The organism is Gordonia otitidis NBRC 100426, assembly GCF_000248075.1.
GTDB lineage: Bacteria > Actinomycetota > Actinomycetes > Mycobacteriales > Mycobacteriaceae > Gordonia > Gordonia otitidis.
Genome location: NZ_BAFB01000159.1, coordinates 1 through 16,534 on the forward strand (window position 1 = coordinate 1; position 16,534 = coordinate 16,534).

Here is a 16,534-nt window from a genome sequence, read left to right on the forward strand (position 1 = left end):
ACGTCCCCGTCGGCAGCGATGATCTTGGTGCGACGCTCGTCGCCGAACTTCTCGACGACGACCTTCAGCTCGTCGCGCACGATCGCGCGCTGACGCTCGGGCTTTTCGAGGATGTCCTTGAGGTCGGCGATCTCGAGCTCGATCTCGGCCAACTCGTCGATGATCTTCTGTCGCTCGAGGGCAGACAGTCGACGCAGCTGCATCGCGAGGATGGCGTCGGCCTGGATCTCGTCGATCTCGAGGAGCCCGATCAGGCCCTGTCGCGCCTCGTCGGTGTTCGCCGACGCACGGATGAGTGCGATGACCTCATCAAGGGCGTCAAGGGCTTTCACCAGTCCGCGCAGAATGTGGGCGCGCTCCTCGGCCTTGCGCAACCGGTACCGGGTCCGACGCACGATCACGTCGATCTGGTGCGCCACATACAGCCGGATCATCTGGTCGAGTCGCAACGTGCGCGGCACGCCGTCGACGATGGACAGCATGTTGGCGCCGAAGCTCGTCTGCAGTTGGCTGTGCTTGTAGAGGTTGTTCAGCACGACCTTGGCGACGGCGTCACGGCGAAGCGTGACAACGATGCGCATGCCGTCGCGGTCCGACGACTGGTCCTCGATTCGACTGATTCCCTTGAGTTTTCCCTCGTTGACCTGTTCGGCGATCGACGCGATCAGGTTGTCGGGGTTGACCTGGTAGGGCAGCTCGGTGACGACGAGGGTTGTGGTGCCCTTGTTCTCCTCGATGTCGACGACACTGCGCATACGGATGCTGCCGCGACCTGTCATGTAGGCATCGCGGATACCCTGACTGCCGACAATCAGTGCGGCCGTGGGGAAATCGGGTCCCTTGATGGCCTCCATACACGCTGCGAGGGTCGTCTCCTCGTCGGCCTCGGGATTCTCCAGCGCCCAGAACACTGCGTCGGCAACCTCGTTGAGGTTGTGCGGCGGAATGTTGGTGGCCATACCGACGGCGATACCGCCGGACCCGTTGATCAGCAGGTTTGGAATGCGCGCAGGAAGAACCGTGGGCTCGTTGGTCTTGCCGTCATAGTTCGGCGTGAAATCGACTGTCTCCTCGTCGATGTCGCGCAGCATCTCCATCGCGAGCGGTGTGAGGCGGGCCTCCGTGTACCGCATGGCTGCGGCGCCGTCGTTACCGCGGGAACCGAAGTTGCCCTGGCCGTCGATGAGTGGATAGCGCATCGACCACGGCTGTGCGAGGCGCACCAGGGCGTCGTAGATAGCGCTGTCACCGTGCGGATGGTAGTTACCCATCGTCTCCGCAACGGGTTTCGCCGACTTCACGTATCCACGGTCGGGGCGGAAGCCGGCGTCGTAGGACGCGTAGAGCAGGCGGCGGTGGACGGGCTTGAGCCCGTCACGCACCTCGGGTAGTGCGCGACCGACGATCACGCTCATCGCATAGTCGATGTAGCTGTTCTGCATCTCCTGGCCGAGATCGACCGGCTCGATGCGATCGCCCGCTCCCCCGCTCGGCGGGAGTGTGGTGTCAGTCATCTGTCATCCTTTTCGAATCTATGGGTAGACGTCGCGCGTCCCTCACTCACGTGAGAGATGCGTCAGACGTCAAGGAAGCGAACGTCTTTCGCGTTGCGGGCGATGAAGCTGCGGCGCGCGGCCACGTCCTCGCCCATCAGCACGGAGAAGAGTTCGTCCGCGGCAGCTGCGTCGTCAAGGGTGACCTGTCGGAGCACGCGCACAGCAGGATCCATGGTGGTTTCCCAGAGTTCCTTCGCGTTCATCTCACCGAGACCCTTGTACCGCTGGATGCCGTCGTCGGTGTTGATCTTCCAACCCTTTTCCTTGCCTGCCTCGAGCAGACCGTCACGCTCACGGTCGGAGTATGCGAACTCCGGCTCGCGCTTCTGCCACTTCAGCTTGTACAGCGGGGGCTGCGCCAAGTAGACGTGCCCGTTCTCGATGAGGGGCTTCATGAAGCGGAACAGCAGGGTCAGCAGCAACGTCGAGATGTGCTGACCGTCGACGTCGGCGTCGGCCATGAGCACGATCTTGTGATACCGGAGCTTGGCGAGGTCGAACTCGTCGTGGATACCGGTACCGAAAGCCGTGATGATCGACTGCACCTCGGTGTTCTTCAGAACACGGTCGATGCGAGCCTTCTCGACGTTGATGATCTTTCCGCGGATCGGCAGGATCGCCTGGTACATCGAGTCGCGGCCGGACTTGGCCGAGCCGCCTGCGGAGTCGCCCTCCACGATGTAGACCTCACACTTGGTGGGATCGTTGCTGCGGCAGTCGGCGAGCTTGCCGGGAAGGCCGCCGATATCTGTTGCGGTCTTGCGACGCACGAGTTCTCGCGCCTTACGGGCAGCCATACGTGCCTGGGCGGAGTCGACGGCCTTCTTCACGATGATCTTGGCTTCGGCCGGATTCGCTTCGAACCAGTGTCCGAGGTGCTCGTTGCACGTCCGCTGCACGAAACTCTTCACCTCGGTGTTGCCGAGTTTGGTCTTGGTCTGTCCCTCGAACTGGGGGTCGGCGACCTTCACCGAGATGACAGCTGCGAGACCCTCGCGGATGTCGTCGCCGGTCAGCTTGCCGTCCTTCTCCTTGAGGAGCTTCTTGTCGAGCGCGTACTTGTTGACCGTCGACGTCAGCGCGGCGCGGAAACCTTCTTCGTGAGTACCGCCCTCATGCGTGTTGATCGTGTTCGCGAAGGTGTGGACGGACTCCGAGTATCCGGAGTTCCACTGCATCGCGATCTCGACCTCGTGTCCGGGACCCTTCGCGGTGAACCCGATCACCGACTGGTGGATCGGGGTCTTGGTGCGGTTGAGGTGCTTGATGTAGTCGACGAGACCGTCCGGGTAATGATAAGTCCTGGTCCGCGGCTTGCTGACGGCCGGAGCGGTGGTCTCCTCCTCGGCGGTCTTGGGCTTCTCGGCCGTATCCTCGTCACCCTCGACGACAGCATCTGCGGCTGCGGTCTGGGGTCGACGGTCGGTGAGCGTGATGGTGAGGCCCTTGTTGAGGAAGGCCATTTCCTGCAGACGTCGCGCCACGGTCTCGGCGCTGTACGTCGTCGTCTCGAAGATCTCGGAATCGGCCCAGAAGCGCACCGTGGTCCCTGTCTTGCGGGTGGCGTCGCCCTTGATCAGCGGGCCGGGTTTTGCGTAGTTGTAGGTCTGTTCCCAGTGGTAGCCGCCGTAGTTGATCTCCAACTCGACCTTGGTCGACAAGGCGTTGACCACGGAGATGCCGACGCCATGCAGACCGCCGGACACCGCATATGCGTCGGAGTCGAACTTGCCACCGGCGTGCAACTGGGTCATGACGACCTCGACGGTGGGCACGCCCGTCGCGTGCATGCTGGTCGGGATTCCACGACCGTCGTCGATCACCTCGACGCCGCCGTCCTCGAGGAGCGTCACGTCGACCTTGCTGGCATAGCCTGCCATGGCCTCGTCGACCGAGTTGTCGACGACCTCCCAGATCAGATGGTGGAGGCCCCGCTCGCCCGTGGAGCCGATGTACATGCCGGGCCTCTTGCGGACTGCTTCGAGACCTTCGAGGATGCTGATCGACTCGGCACCGTATTCGCCCGGCTTCTTCCGGCTCTTCTTGTCATTCGTGTCGGCCACGGGGTGCGTCCGCTCCTCTTCTGCTCTCGGCTGCGCTGGTCACGACGCGTGTGCGCTGTACTCAGCCTCAGGGCTGGCTATAACCTGATGCGCTCACACAGTTGTGCGCTGCCTCGGTCACGGCTGGGGTTCCAGTCGGTCACGGTCGGCAGGGACTCGAGACCGAGCGGCGACCCACGAGCACACGACGAGAGCGGGGCCTTCGCCCGCTCCGATGTGTGACCGCCGGCCACGGCCGCTGATCTCCCCTGCCGGGACAACTCTCCCCAGTGTACTGCCTCAATCACCCAGGAAGCACCATCTGGGGCCGCTAACGCGCGCTCAGATCGATTTTTTCCACATCTTGCGCGATCGGCGGTGGTCTGAGGATAAAACTCGGCTCACAGGGGCATCGGACCAGATTTGTCGGTGGCGTCGACCATGATGTCGACTCGACCACCCGGACGAGCATCACCCGTATGTGTCGCGGGGGCCTCGGCCCGGCACGTGTCGGCGGCCTTTCTGCCACGAGGGAGCCTTGGGTCCCGAGATCCGGAGCGACGTCACGACGCCGTCGCCGACGGCCGCCGCGATCTTCGCGAGGATCTGTCGTTGCACGTAGCGAAGCTGAGTCGCCCATGCGGTCGACTCAGCCTGCACATGAAGTACTGTGTCGCGCAAAGCTTCTGGTTGGGCGTGCGCAGCGATGTCGGGTCCGACGATCTGCAGCCACTGCCCGAACAAGGTGCCCTCCGCGATCTGAGGCTCCCATCCGCGGTCCCGCGCGAGACTGCCTACGAGCCGTCCGAAGGGTTGCGGGTCGCGTGAGTCCGGGCCCGCTCCCGACCAGCGACGCCGACTCGACGATCCTCGAGGCCGCCGGGCGGGCGAGGCCCTTCCGTGACCGACGGACTTGCCAGCCGCACGCGCAGAAGCCCGTGCCTCTTCGAGCGCGCGCCGCGCGCGCTCGTAGCCGCTGGATGACTCGGCCGGCACACCGGCGGTCGGCGAACCGCTGTTGTGCTGGTCACGCCCGATGTATTCGCTCCCGGCCCGGTCATATCGGTCCGAGTCCCTGTTGGGCTCTCCCGTGTTCTGCGCTCCGACGGGGTTCGTCATGAGTCCATGCTCTCAGTCACGTCGGACATCAATTCGGAATGGCGTGTGCCGTCCGGCTCGTCGACCACGTCCACGCCTATCCGTCTCCCGCCGATTCCGTCGGGGATGTCCTCTGCAACAGCCGCGGTGATCAGCAGTTGTTCGGCGCCGGCGGTGAACTCCACGAGTTTTCGACGCCGCGCGGCGTCGAGTTCGGCAAAGACGTCGTCGAGCATGATGACCGGTTCGATGCCTTCGGCACGGACCAGTTCGACCGACCCGAGTCGTAGTGCCAGGGCCAGCGACCACGACTCGCCGTGCGAGGCGAACCCCTTCGCCGTTTCCGAACCGAGCACGATGTCGATGTCGTCTCGATGCGGCCCGACCAGACTCACACCCCGTTCGATCTCTTTCGTGCGGGTCTCGGACAATCGCTCGAGCAGCTGCGTCGCCATCGCCCGGGCATCGGGTTCGACATCGGGTGGTGGAACCATGTCGGGTCCTGCCGACGATCGGTAACGCAACGCTGCCGGTCTGGAGTGCGGGGCGATCGAGGCATAGGACTGTGTGAAGTGGGGTTCGAGTTCACGCAGTACCTCGACCCTGGCAGCAGTGACCTGTCCACCAAGGTCGGCGAGCTGACCGTCCCAGACGTCAAGGGTGCTGACCACCGACTCGGCGTCGGATCCGCCGCGACGCAGCGAGGCACCGGCTGTCTTCAACAGCGCCGAGCGCTGTCGGAGCACACGGTCGTAATCCGAACGTGCTGCAGCCCAACGTGGTCCGCGTTGGGCGACGAGTTCGTCGACGAATCGACGTCTATCACCTGGATCACCGCGGATGAGCAACAGATCTTCCGGGGCGAAAAGGACGGTTCGCAGCACGCCGAGAATCTCGCGAGGACGTCGACAGGGGGATCCGTTGAGCCAGGCCTTGTTCGATCCCTCGGTGGCGATCTGCAGACTGACACTCAACTCGCGGCCGGAATTCTCCACCGTTGCACCGATCGACGCCGAGCTCGCACCCGAACGCACAAGGGGCGCATCCGAACTCACCCGATGGGACCGTAACGTGGCCACGTAGAAGAGAGCTTCGAGGAGATTGGTCTTGCCGAAACCGTTACGTCCGGTGAAGATGGTCGGTTCCGGACCGAGCGTCAGATCAGCCGAAGGCCACGACCGGTAGTCACGCAGATGCAGTTCACGAACAAACACAAGAGAGCCGAAATCAGTTGGGCGGCGAGGTTTTCGACTGATCCGGCACGGGTGATCCGGTTTCGCCGACATTCTTGCCCGCCGTGTTGTGCATGGCGTGGCCCCCGAACTGGTTACGCAGTGCCGAAACGGCTTTCAGCGCGGGTGAGCCGCCCTTCTCCCTCGACGCGAAACGGGCGAACAACGCCGCGGAGATCACATTTGCCGGGACCGCGTGCCGAATGGCTTCCTCCACCGTCCACCGTCCTTCGCCGGAATCCGGTGTGTAATCGGAGATCTCGGTGAGCCCTGGGTCTTCCTTGAGCGCTCGAACCAACAGGTCGAGCAGCCACGACCGGATGACGGTGCCGTGAGTCCACGCTTGCATCGTGCCTTCGACATCGGTGATGAGCGGCTCGGCACTGAGCAATGCGTACCCCTCGCCGTAGGCGTGCATCAGCCCGTATTCGATGCCGTTGTGCACCATCTTCGCGTAGTGGCCTGCCCCGACGGGCCCTGCGTGGACGAAACCGTCGGCACGTTCGCCTTCCGGTCGCAATGCATCGAAGATCGGCATCAGACGATCGATGTCGGCGTCGGATCCGCCGGCCATGAGACCGTAGCCGTTCTCCAGGCCCCACACACCGCCGGACACACCGCAATCGACGTAGCCGATTCCCTTCTCGCCGAGGGTTTTCGCGTGCGGAGCGTCGTCGGTGAACCGCGAGTTGCCGCCGTCGACAACCACATCGCCCTCGGCGAGAAGACCGGCGAGCTCCGCGACGCACTGCTGAGTGGGTTCGCCGGAGGGCACCATGATCCAGACGGCGCGCGGCGCGTCGAGTGCGGAGACCATGTCGGCCATCGACGCGACGTCGGACACCTCCGGTCGCGGGTCGTAGCCGACGACCGTGTGACCCCCACGTTCGATCCTTGTGCGCATGTTGGCGCCCATCTTGCCGAGGCCGATCAGTCCGAGCTGCATGGCTTCCCTTCGCTTGTGTGCGTGAAAGATCAGTGCTGGCTTGGTGGTTCGGAGCCGTGGTGTGTCGACTCCTGCGCTTCGACGCCGGCCCGATGCGTTATCCGGGTAGTCGAACGGGCATCAGTAGGTAGGTGAAGACGCTGTCAGGAGCAACGAACGCACCGGACTCGTCGGCAACCGGCTCATCGCCGGTCGATGGCCGAAGCACAGCTGGACGACTCGGCGTCGTGAAACCGAAGTCGACTGTAGCGACCCCGATCGCCGACAGTCCGTCCTGCAGATACGTGGGATTGAATGCGATCGTGAGCGGCTCACCATAGAACTGCACCGGAAGTTCTTCCTCGGCACGCCCGGCTTCGTCACCGCCCGCGGTGAGCAGCACGGATCCGTCACGGAACTCCATGCGCACCTGGGCGCCGCGTTCGGCGACCAGGGCCACACGCTTGATGGCCTCGATTAACGGTGCACTCTCGATGGTTGCGATCGCCGTGTGGCTGGCAGGCAGAAGCTGGCGGAACTTCGGGAACTCCGCATCGAGCAGACGTGTGGTGTTCTGCTTGGTCGCACCGACGATGCCCAGGATCCCTTCGCCACCGAGAGCGGTGCCGCTGCCGAAGGCGAGCTTCACGTCGCCGGAGTCCGAGCTCGCTGTTCGTGCGCTGTCGGACAGTGTCTTGGCGGGGACGAGAACCGCACCCGACGCGCTGGTATCGGCTGGCTCCCATTCCAATTCACGCACGGCCAGACGAAAACGGTCGGTGGCGGCAAGGACGACGGTCTTCCCGTCGATCTCCACACGGACGCCGGTCAACATCGGCAGCGTGTCGTCGCGACCAGCTGCGACAGCGACCTGGGAGATCGCCTCGGCGAACACCTGCGCCGGGATGACCCCGGTCACGGCGGGCACATCGGGAAGCTGCGGATAGTCCTCGACCGGCATCGTGGGCAAGGAGAACTTCGCACTGCCGCAGGTGATGGCCACGCGTGCGCCGTCGAGCGAGACGTCGACCGGCTTGTTCGGTAGCGCCTTGGTGATGTCGGCCAGCAGCCGACCGGAGACCAGGACCTGGCCGGGTTCTGCCACCTCTGCAGCGATCTGCTGCTGGGCGGAGACCTCGTAATCGAAGCCGGAGACGGTCAACCCTGCGTCGTCGGCGAGCAGAACCACACAACCGAGCACGGGAACAGGCGGGCGAGACGGCAGACTGCGCGCCACCCAGGCGACGGCATCGGCGAACTCGTCACGCGCGACACGGAACTTCATGCTCGGTGGTTGCCCTTCTCTCGGTATCCGCCAGGAGTTCCCACTCTAGAGCGCGATCGCGTGACGGGGAGTCGTTGGGGTCAAGTCGCCACGCCGCTGACGTCGGCCGGCATGCGACGGCCGCGCCCGCTGAGACCCGGCCTTCAGGGCGAGTGTGCACAAGGGCTTCTTAAAAGAAGTTCTTTAGAGAAAGGGATCCATATCAGTTGTAGGTCCTGTGCAATCTGTGGACAACACGTCGGATCCCATGTCAGAGCACTGCGACGCTGTGCATCGAGCGTGCACCGATTGGTCGTCCGCGAGGATGGTTGTGCACATGTCGGATTCTGTTCGAGCGCGGTCCACGTTCTGTACACATCTGTTCGTCTGTTACTCACAACCCATCCACAAGACTTCGAGTGGATTGCGGCGGCCCGAGTCGACGTCACCCGGCGGTGTGAATCGAGGTGGAATGACCGTCGAAGACCCTTGGGCTGTGGTTGAGGGTTGCCGTAGTTGAGAGTTACCGAAGCACGCCGCGGACACCGGGCCACTGACAGCGTGACGGGTACGGGTATGAGGTGTCGTGAGGATGCCATGTCCCCCTTCGCCCAGATGGGAGGTGGACGAGACGAGGCCACAGAGACAGGCATCCGCGCGGTGGCAGACATGCAAGGGTCCGTCGTCGACGGCCGGGCTGGGTGGAGCGGGTCAGCCGTCGGCGCGCTGTTTGATACGCGCGGTGAGCTCTTGGACGTGGTCGTAGACCTTGCGGCGCTCAGCCATCTCCTTGCGGATCTTGCGCTCTGCGTACATGACCGTGGTGTGGTCGCGATCGAACGTCTCGCCGATCTTCGGCAGTGAGAGGTCGGTGAGTTCACGGCACAGGTACATGGAGATCTGACGAGCCTGGGCGATGGCTCTGGTCTTTCCGGGGCCGCGGAGCTCGTCGACCGAGATGTCGAAGTACTCGGCGGTGATGGCCAGGATCGACGCCGCGCTGACCTCCAGGGTGCCCGAATTCGGTAGCAGCGCTTGAAGAACGACCTCGGCGAGTGACTTGTCGAGGTCGGCGTTGTTCAGGGATGCGAATGCGGTGACACGGATCAGAGCACCCTCGAGCTCACGGATGTTGCGTTCGATCTTCGACGCGATCAACTCGAGCACGTCGTCGGGCACCGCGATGCTGTCCATCTGCGCCTTTTTGCGCAAGATTGCGATGCGCGTTTCCAGATCGGGCGGCTGGACGTCGGTGATCAGACCCCACTCGAACCGTGTGCGGAGTCGATCTTCAAGTGTCGCAAGCTGTTTCGGTGGTCGGTCGGAGGAAACGACGATTTGCTTGCTCGCGTTGTGCAGCGTGTTGAAGGTGTGGAAGAACTCTTCCTGGATACCTTCCTTGCCGATCAGGAACTGGATGTCGTCGACCAGGAGCACGTCCACGTCGCGGTAGCGACGTTTGAAGGCGACCCGGCGGTCATCACGCAGAGAGTTGATGAAGTCGTTGGTGAACTCCTCGGTGGACACGTACTTCACGCGCATGCCGGGGAAGAGTCGTTGCGCATAGTGGCCGGCCGCATGCAGCAGGTGTGTCTTGCCGAGGCCGGACTCGCCCCAGATGAACAGCGGGTTGTACGCGCGCGCGGGTGCTTCGGCAACGGCGACCGCCGAGGCGTGTGCGAAACGGTTCGAGGCGCCGATCACGAAGGTGTCGAAGGTGTACTTCGGGTTGAGGTTGGCGCCCGAGGGTGTCGGCGCCGCGGTGGGTCGCTCGGCGAAGTACGACGGCCAGTTGGCGGAACCGCTGCGTGTCGCGGTGTCCTGTCCGGCACCGCCGACACCGTGCGAGGTGAACGCGGGATTCGGTTGCTGGCCGACGAACGAATCGCCCCCGAATTGGTTGACGCCGAATCCTGCGACTTCGACAGAGGGTGCCGCGGCGGCAGACGTCGAGGTCGCAACCTGCGTGGTCTGCTCGACTGGTGTTTCGGTGGTCGGTGGCGGGGTCGCGATCCGAACCCCGAGGTCGACGGGCTGTCCGAGGTGGCGTGACAGGGCACTGCGGATGGTGTCGCGTAGCGTGCGTTCGATCTGCTCCTGGACCAGCGGCGTCGGCACCGTGAGGAGGGCGAATCCCTCCGCGAGGGTCAACGGCTGGACAAGTGACAGCCACGCCTTCTGCTGCCGTGTGAGAGGTTCGTGGTCGCCACCGGCGGAATCGTTGTTGAGCTCTGCGACGACCTGTTGCCAGACCTCGCCGAACGAGTCGCGATCAGAAGTCACGGTCAGGCCTTCCCACCCGGAGAAAATTACCACCGATCAGATACCGGGGACTCACGATGCCGGGACGGGAACCGACTTGTCCACACACTTATCCACAGATGTGTACAACCTGGGCAGAAGAGGTGACGCCGTGCACGCGTCGTGGTGATGTGAATGGCGGATCGGTCGCCGTCACTGGGAGTCGACGCTAACAGACCGCTTCCGAAGGCGACAACGCAAGTGTCGAATTCGCTCGTGTCGATCCCAAAGGTGGTGATTTCGCGCGAGGATGCCACGTTCTGAGATGTGCCGCTCAGCTGCATCGATGCGCATGGTGGTGCCTGTCACTGCTGGTCACGGGGTTGGTGAGGATCCGCTCGTTTGATTTGAATACGTCCGGTCCAGTAGTCTCGACTGGTCATCCAGGTATGCGGATTTGCGTGGTGACAATCCCGTCGCTGATCGGGGGCCCACTCCGGGCTCGTCGGTGGGGCGGGGCCACCTAACCGGCACGAGTCCGGCACCGCTGCCTTGATAAGCAGACCACTCAGGATCGTGGGTGCGCGTGTATTCGGCGTGCTCACGTACGAACACAAGGAGTACCAGCCGTGGCCAAGGGCAAGCGGACTTTCCAGCCGAACAACCGTCGTCGTGCTCGCGTGCATGGTTTCCGGTTGCGTATGCGTACCCGCGCGGGGCGTTCGATCATCAACACCCGTCGCAGCAAGGGCCGCGCAAAGCTCTCGGCCTGATCTGCGCAACACCGCAGGTCTCGACTCCGGCAACGCCGGTCGTCGGAACCCTTCGGTGGCGATTGGGTCGGTGATGGCGTCAATCCATCGGATCTCCACACGATCCGACTTCTCCCGCACGCTCAAGAAGGGCGTGCGGGTATCGTCGCGTGACCTCCAGCTCACGGTGTCGGTGCTGCCGGCACAGTGGCCGGATCCGACGGGTTGTCGAATCGACATCGCCAGCTCCGGTGGCCCGTGGCTCGGCATGATCGTCAGCAAATCTGTCGGCAACGCCGTGATGCGACATCGGGTGGCCCGCCGGATCCGTGCTGCGTTCGACGAGGTCCGTGACGAGTGCCTGACAGAGACGTCGGTCGTCGTGCGCGCCCTTCCCAGTGCCGTGAGTGTGTCGAGTGACGAACTCGCTGCGCAACTCCGCAAGGCGCTTCGTAGTGGAAAGGTCCGTCGGCTCGTCGACACGGGTGCCGAGAGCACCACCACAGCACAACCGTTGACGGGTGTCGAGTGCCGGACCGGGGCGTCGTGATGTCGAATCGAATGTCGACCGAAGCGTTCATCAGGTTCTGCCATCTGTTGCCACGGCGTACGGTCATCTTCCTGATAGAGCTGTATCGGACCTGGGTGTCGCCGCTGCGGTTACCGACCTGTCGTTTCGAACCGACGTGCTCGGGCTACGCCGTCGAGGCGCTCGAGCGACACGGATTCTTCTACGGCGGCACACTGGCAGTGGTTCGGCTGCTCAAATGCGGACCCTGGCACAAGCCGGGTTACGACCCGGTGCCAGAGGAATCGTTCCGCTGGTCGTGGTCGGCGCGTAGCGGTGAGCAGGACCGGGATCAAGATTTTTCATCATCGCGCGACGAGTCCGCTGACGGCGGTTCGGATGTGCGCGGACGTGTAATCACGGAGAACACCACGACCAGCGTGGGTGTCTCCGCGAAGAGTGAGGGGTAACCAGCCCGTGCTGAACTTCATCTATTGGCCTGTCTCCTGGATCATGTGGGTCTGGCACTGGGTGTTCGACCACATCACGCCGAACACGCCTGGCGGCAACGGCATCGCCTGGGCGCTGTCGGTGATCTTCCTCGTGTTCACCCTGCGCGCCATTCTCTACAAGCCCTTCGTGAAGCAGATCCGCACCACGAAGAAGATGCAGGAGATCAATCCTCAGCTCCAGGCGATCCGGAAGAAGTACGCGAAGGATCGGGTCAAGATGACCGAGGAGATGCAGAAGCTGCAGAAGGAGCACGGGTTCAATCCCCTGCTCGGCTGTCTGCCCATGCTGCTGCAGATCCCGGTGTTCATCGGCTTGTTCCACGTGCTGCGTTCGTTCAACCGCATGGCGACCGGTATGGGTCAGCTGCACATGACCGCCGAGCAGACGCGTAGCACGGGCAACTACGCCTTCAGTGCCGAGCAGGTGCGCAACTTCTTGGATTCGCGTCTGTTCGGGGTTCCGCTGTCCTCCTACATCACCGAACCGACGACCGAATTCCAGGCGTTCGTCGAAAAGGGTCATGCGATCGACTTCACCCGCATGAACATCGCGATCGTGGTGATCCCGATGATGATCATCGCGTCGATCGCAACGCACATGAACTCCCGCGCATCGGTGGCGCGCCAGCCCGAAGCTGCGCTGGAGAACCCGCAGACCCGCATGATGAACATGCTGGCGCTCTACGTCTTCCCCCTGGGCATCCTCGTCACGGGACCGTTCTTTCCTGTCGCGATCCTTCTCTACTGGATGAGTAACAACATCTGGACCTACGGTCAGCAGCACATTGTCTTCGGACGGATCGCCAAGGAGGAAGAAGAGGCTCGCCTGGCGAAGCAGGAGAAGCTGAAAGCGAACGCTCCGAAGCCGGGGGCACGCCCCGACCGGGCCAAGAAGAACAAGGGCGGTGGGACCGCTCAGAGAGATGCCGTCGCTCTCGACGGTGCCGCACCAGATGCCGAAGTGACCGATTCAGGGGATGCTTCGTCGGATTCTGCTGCCGGGAATGGCACGAAGGACACAGGGCAGTCGTCGACGCAGCACGTGGTGGGGAGCAAACCGAAGCCGGGCGCGAAACCGTCTGGCGGGGCGTCGTCGAAGAGTACGAGCAACTCGGGGTCAGGTCCTAAGAAACAGGGATCGAATCAACGCAACAAGAGGGGCGGGAAGAAGGGTCGACGGTGATCGGCCCGGCCGCGCGGTAGCGGCGACCGAGCACAGCGCGCCGGGAGTTTCCCGTGAAGGCGCGACCCCTCCCCTCCCCGACCGAATACTTCACCGATGAATACACAGCGAGGTGCAACTGAAATGACAGCCGAGACTGCAACACACGCAGACGCCGAGTCGACGGAACAGGACTCGACGCTCGATGCCGGCTCCGAGGCCACGGGTGCAGACGACAGTGCCGTCGAGACGACTGCTGTCGGCGTCGAGGACACGGATGACGTCGCCGCGGATGACGTCGACGATGCGGATGACGAGGATGAGGACGAGGATGAGGACGAGGAGGATCGACTCGTCGAAGAGGGAGAGATCGCCGGTGACTATCTCGAGCAACTCCTCGACGTCCTGGACTTCGACGGCGACATCGACCTGGATGTCGATGGCGATCGCGCGGTCGTGAGCATCGATGGCGGTGACGATCTGACGAAGCTGGTGGGACGCAAGGGTGAGGTGCTCGACGCACTGCAGGAGCTGACTCGCCTCGCGGTGCAGCAGGCAACCGGTGACAGGAGCCGCCTGATGCTGGACATCGCTCGATGGCGCGCGGATCGTCGCGAGCGCCTGGCGCGCCTCGGTCGGGAAGTAGCTGAACGCGTCCGGGATTCTGGTGAGCGCGAGCAGCTCGACCCGATGACTCCGTTTGAACGGAAGATCGTCCACGATGCCGTCGCGGCGGTCGATGGTGTGATGAGTGAGAGCGAAGGCGCCGAGCCCAAGCGTCGCGTCGTCGTCATCAAGAACTGAACCGAGGCACGGGGATCCAACGATCCGCGTGCGAGGCGGTCCGTCCGAGAAACCCGGGAGGACCGCAACCGACAGAGTCCCGGTCATGGCCGGGACTTTGTCATTTGAGGCGAGAGAATCACATTCATGTAGTTTGCCGGTCGACGGTTTCACGTGAAACACAGGTCTGCCGGTGCTGAACGGAGAGGTGTGGTTTCACGTGAAACACGACGGTTCGGGAGACGAAGCACGCATGACACAGGAACCAGACGTGGATGACGCCGAGCGCGCCGCAGTGGCGTCATCCCCTCCCCCACTTGCGGCGGCCGTGTTCGGCGATCGACTGGGATTAGCTCAGCGGTACTGCGCGATCCTCGCCACCGAGGGCATCGATCATGGACTCATGGGCCCGCGCGAAGTTCCGAGACTGTGGGACCGCCACATACTGAACTGTGCGGTTCTGGGTGAGGCCATCGAGGAGGGGCAGTCGGTGATCGATATCGGCAGCGGGGCCGGACTCCCGGGAATTGCTCTCGCAATAGCGCGACCTGACCTGAGGATCACTCTCGTCGAACCCCTTCTCCGTCGCAGCGATTTCTTGCTGCGCACCGTTTCCGCATTGGGTTTGACGGTCGACGTCGTCCGGGGACGTGCGGAGGAGAAGGCGGTGCGGTCGGACGTGGCTCGTGCAGATGTGGTTACTTCGCGGGCGGTCGCACCGCTGGAGCGATTGACGAGATGGTCGGCTCCGCTGATCAAGGACGGCGGACGGCTGATCGCGCTCAAGGGATCGTCGGCTGCCGATGAGATAGAGCGGGATCGCAAGGCTGCCGAGCGGAACGGAATCGTGGGTTTGCGCGTCGAATCTGTAGGTGAGTCCATTGTCGAGCCGGTGACGACGCTCGTGATCGGTGACAAGCGGGGGACTCCTCAGCGCCGTCGAGTGAAGTGATGGCGGGGCCCGGGTATGCCTGACGTGTGCAGTTGGTTCGGGATGCCATGAGGGAGCAAAATGAACGAGAGTATGGGTGTGCGAGCGAGGGACCGTGTGCCATGCACAGGTGGAGGGGCTAGACGATTGTGGACGCCGACGAAGCTTACGAGATACCACAGAGGAGCCAGAGCGTGACCGACCCACAGCCGGAGGTTTCACGTGAAACCATCCCGCCGTCCGCGCCGACAGCGGACCAGTTCGACGACACGCCCATCGCCGCTGCAGCAGCGCGAGCCAGCCAGGTGCTGACTCCTGGCGGAGCAGGCCAACTCCCCCGGCCCCCACAGCCCCGCGTCATGACGGTCGCGAACCAGAAGGGTGGCGTCGGTAAGACGACAACTGCGGTGAATCTGGCGTCTGGGTTGGCACTGCACGGGCTGCGGGTGTTGGTGGTCGATCTCGATCCTCAGGGCAATGCGAGCACCGCCCTCGGCATCGACCATCGTGCGGACAACATTGCGTCGGTATACGAGCTGCTGCTCGGCGAAGTCTCGTTGAAGGAGGCCGTCAAGCAGAGCCCTAGTCACGAGAACCTCTTCTGTGTTCCCGCGACGCTGGATCTGGCCGGGGCCGAGATCGAACTCGTCTCGCTGGTGGCGCGCGAGAATCGACTGCGCAATGCACTCAACGACTCGGCGGTCGAGGAGTTCGGATTCGACTACATCTTCATCGACTGTCCGCCGTCGCTGGGTCTGTTGACCGTCAACGCAATGGTGGCAGCCCGCGAAGTGCTGATTCCGATCCAGTGCGAGTACTACGCCCTGGAGGGTGTCGGCCAACTTCTGCGCAACATCGAGTTGGTCCAAGCGCATCTCAACCCCAAACTGCACGTCTCGACCATCTTGCTGACGATGTACGACGGCCGCACCAAGCTCGCCGATCAGGTCGCCGACGAAGTGCGCCGACACTTCGGGGACAAGGTGTTGGGCACCGTGATCCCGCGCAGTGTGAAGGTCTCGGAGGCTCCCGGATACGGGATGACCATCATCGAGTACGACCCGGGCTCGCGCGGCGCGATGAGCTACCTCGACGCGGCACGAGAACTGGCGATGCGCGCCAAGGACGAATTCCCCTCCCCCACGGATCTGTCGAGAGGACAGCAGTGAGTCAACGAGACACCCAACGACGCGGAGGGCTTGGCCGCGGTCTTGCAGCCCTCATCCCGACCGGTCCCAGTGAGAGTGATTCGACGCCCCGCCTTGGCTCCGCTGCTGCCGATGTGGTGATCGGCAAGGGCGGGCCGGGAGGCAACGGTGCGGGTTCCACGGGAAACAACGCCACGCCTGCACCTTCTGCTCCGACATCGCCGACGACCGGACAGACTCCTACTGCTCCCGAAACCTCCGGCGACAACTCCTCGGTGGCCGGATCTGTCGATGAGGTGGGCGCGGTGTATCGCGAGATAGCGCCGAAGGAGATTCAGCCGAACCCTCATCAGCCTCGCAGCGTGTTCGACGAGGAGGCT

General features: G+C 63.5%; 14 protein-coding genes and 1 pseudogene. 8 read left to right on the plus strand and 7 right to left on the minus strand.

Annotation, left to right across the window (positions count from 1 at the left end; genetic code table 11):
- The 7 genes from GOOTI_RS15645 to dnaA all read right to left on the minus strand — a co-directional run.
- On the minus strand, positions 1 to 1,514 hold a 1,514-nt coding region (locus GOOTI_RS15645), incomplete at its 3' end, for a DNA topoisomerase (ATP-hydrolyzing) (RefSeq protein ID WP_007239585.1).
- 62 nt (positions 1,515 to 1,576) lie between these two features.
- The gene (gene gyrB, locus GOOTI_RS15650) at positions 1,577 to 3,619 is read right to left on the minus strand and encodes a DNA topoisomerase (ATP-hydrolyzing) subunit B (protein WP_007239586.1); all 2,043 of its coding nucleotides are present in this window, start codon (positions 3,617 to 3,619) and stop codon (positions 1,577 to 1,579) included.
- A gap of 450 nt (positions 3,620 to 4,069) precedes the next feature.
- Positions 4,070 to 4,717, minus strand: a complete 648-nt coding sequence (locus GOOTI_RS15655) for a DUF721 family protein (RefSeq protein ID WP_007239587.1) — start codon at positions 4,715 to 4,717, stop codon at positions 4,070 to 4,072.
- Entirely contained in the window at positions 4,714 to 5,910 is a 1,197-nt protein-coding gene (gene recF, locus GOOTI_RS15660) for a DNA replication/repair protein RecF (protein ID WP_007239588.1), read from the minus strand. Before recF ends, GOOTI_RS15655 begins: the two co-directional genes overlap by 4 nt.
- Before the next feature lie 13 nt (positions 5,911 to 5,923).
- Positions 5,924 to 6,874, minus strand: a complete 951-nt coding sequence (gene gnd / locus GOOTI_RS15665) for a phosphogluconate dehydrogenase (NAD(+)-dependent, decarboxylating) (RefSeq protein WP_007239589.1) — start codon at positions 6,872 to 6,874, stop codon at positions 5,924 to 5,926.
- Between the two features lie 97 nt (positions 6,875 to 6,971).
- A complete protein-coding gene (dnaN, locus tag GOOTI_RS15670; protein ID WP_007239590.1) occupies positions 6,972 to 8,138 on the minus strand; it encodes a DNA polymerase III subunit beta in 1,167 nt (388 codons plus the stop codon).
- Between the two features lie 690 nt (positions 8,139 to 8,828).
- Positions 8,829 to 10,400 carry a chromosomal replication initiator protein DnaA gene (gene dnaA / locus GOOTI_RS15675; protein WP_039994211.1) on the minus strand — a complete coding sequence of 524 codons (1,572 nt, stop codon included), beginning with the start codon at positions 10,398 to 10,400 and terminating at the stop codon, positions 8,829 to 8,831.
- Positions 10,401 to 10,987: 587 nt separating this feature from the next.
- Here dnaA and rpmH point away from each other — a divergent pair.
- From rpmH to GOOTI_RS25235, 8 genes and pseudogenes are all read left to right on the plus strand, one after another.
- Positions 10,988 to 11,131: a 50S ribosomal protein L34 gene (gene rpmH / locus GOOTI_RS25230; protein ID WP_005176005.1), complete on the plus strand. Its 144-nt coding sequence runs from the start codon at positions 10,988 to 10,990 to the stop codon at positions 11,129 to 11,131.
- 73 nt (positions 11,132 to 11,204) lie between these two features.
- On the plus strand, positions 11,205 to 11,660 hold the full coding sequence (gene rnpA, locus GOOTI_RS15680; protein WP_007239592.1) for a ribonuclease P protein component: 456 nt from the start codon (positions 11,205 to 11,207) through the stop codon (positions 11,658 to 11,660).
- Positions 11,660 to 12,088 (plus strand): membrane protein insertion efficiency factor YidD, encoded by a 429-nt coding sequence (gene yidD, locus GOOTI_RS24775; RefSeq protein ID WP_051997990.1) that lies wholly within the window; start codon positions 11,660 to 11,662, stop codon positions 12,086 to 12,088. Before rnpA ends, yidD begins: the two co-directional genes overlap by 1 nt.
- A gap of 7 nt (positions 12,089 to 12,095) precedes the next feature.
- Complete coding sequence (yidC, locus tag GOOTI_RS15690) at positions 12,096 to 13,313, plus strand: membrane protein insertase YidC (RefSeq protein ID WP_007239594.1); 1,218 nt, start codon at positions 12,096 to 12,098, stop codon at positions 13,311 to 13,313.
- 123 nt (positions 13,314 to 13,436) lie between these two features.
- Entirely contained in the window at positions 13,437 to 14,096 is a 660-nt protein-coding gene (locus tag GOOTI_RS15695) for a Jag family protein (RefSeq protein ID WP_007239595.1), read from the plus strand.
- A 232-nt stretch (positions 14,097 to 14,328) separates the two neighbouring features.
- Positions 14,329 to 15,027 (plus strand): 16S rRNA (guanine(527)-N(7))-methyltransferase RsmG, encoded by a 699-nt coding sequence (rsmG, locus tag GOOTI_RS15700; protein ID WP_039994215.1) that lies wholly within the window; start codon positions 14,329 to 14,331, stop codon positions 15,025 to 15,027.
- A 173-nt stretch (positions 15,028 to 15,200) separates the two neighbouring features.
- Positions 15,201 to 16,175 carry a ParA family protein gene (locus GOOTI_RS15705; RefSeq protein WP_007239597.1) on the plus strand — a complete coding sequence of 325 codons (975 nt, stop codon included), beginning with the start codon at positions 15,201 to 15,203 and terminating at the stop codon, positions 16,173 to 16,175.
- Positions 16,172 to 16,534, plus strand: a pseudogene (locus GOOTI_RS25235) (ParB/RepB/Spo0J family partition protein); the annotation flags it as partial. The gene GOOTI_RS15705 and the pseudogene GOOTI_RS25235, both read left to right, overlap by 4 nt.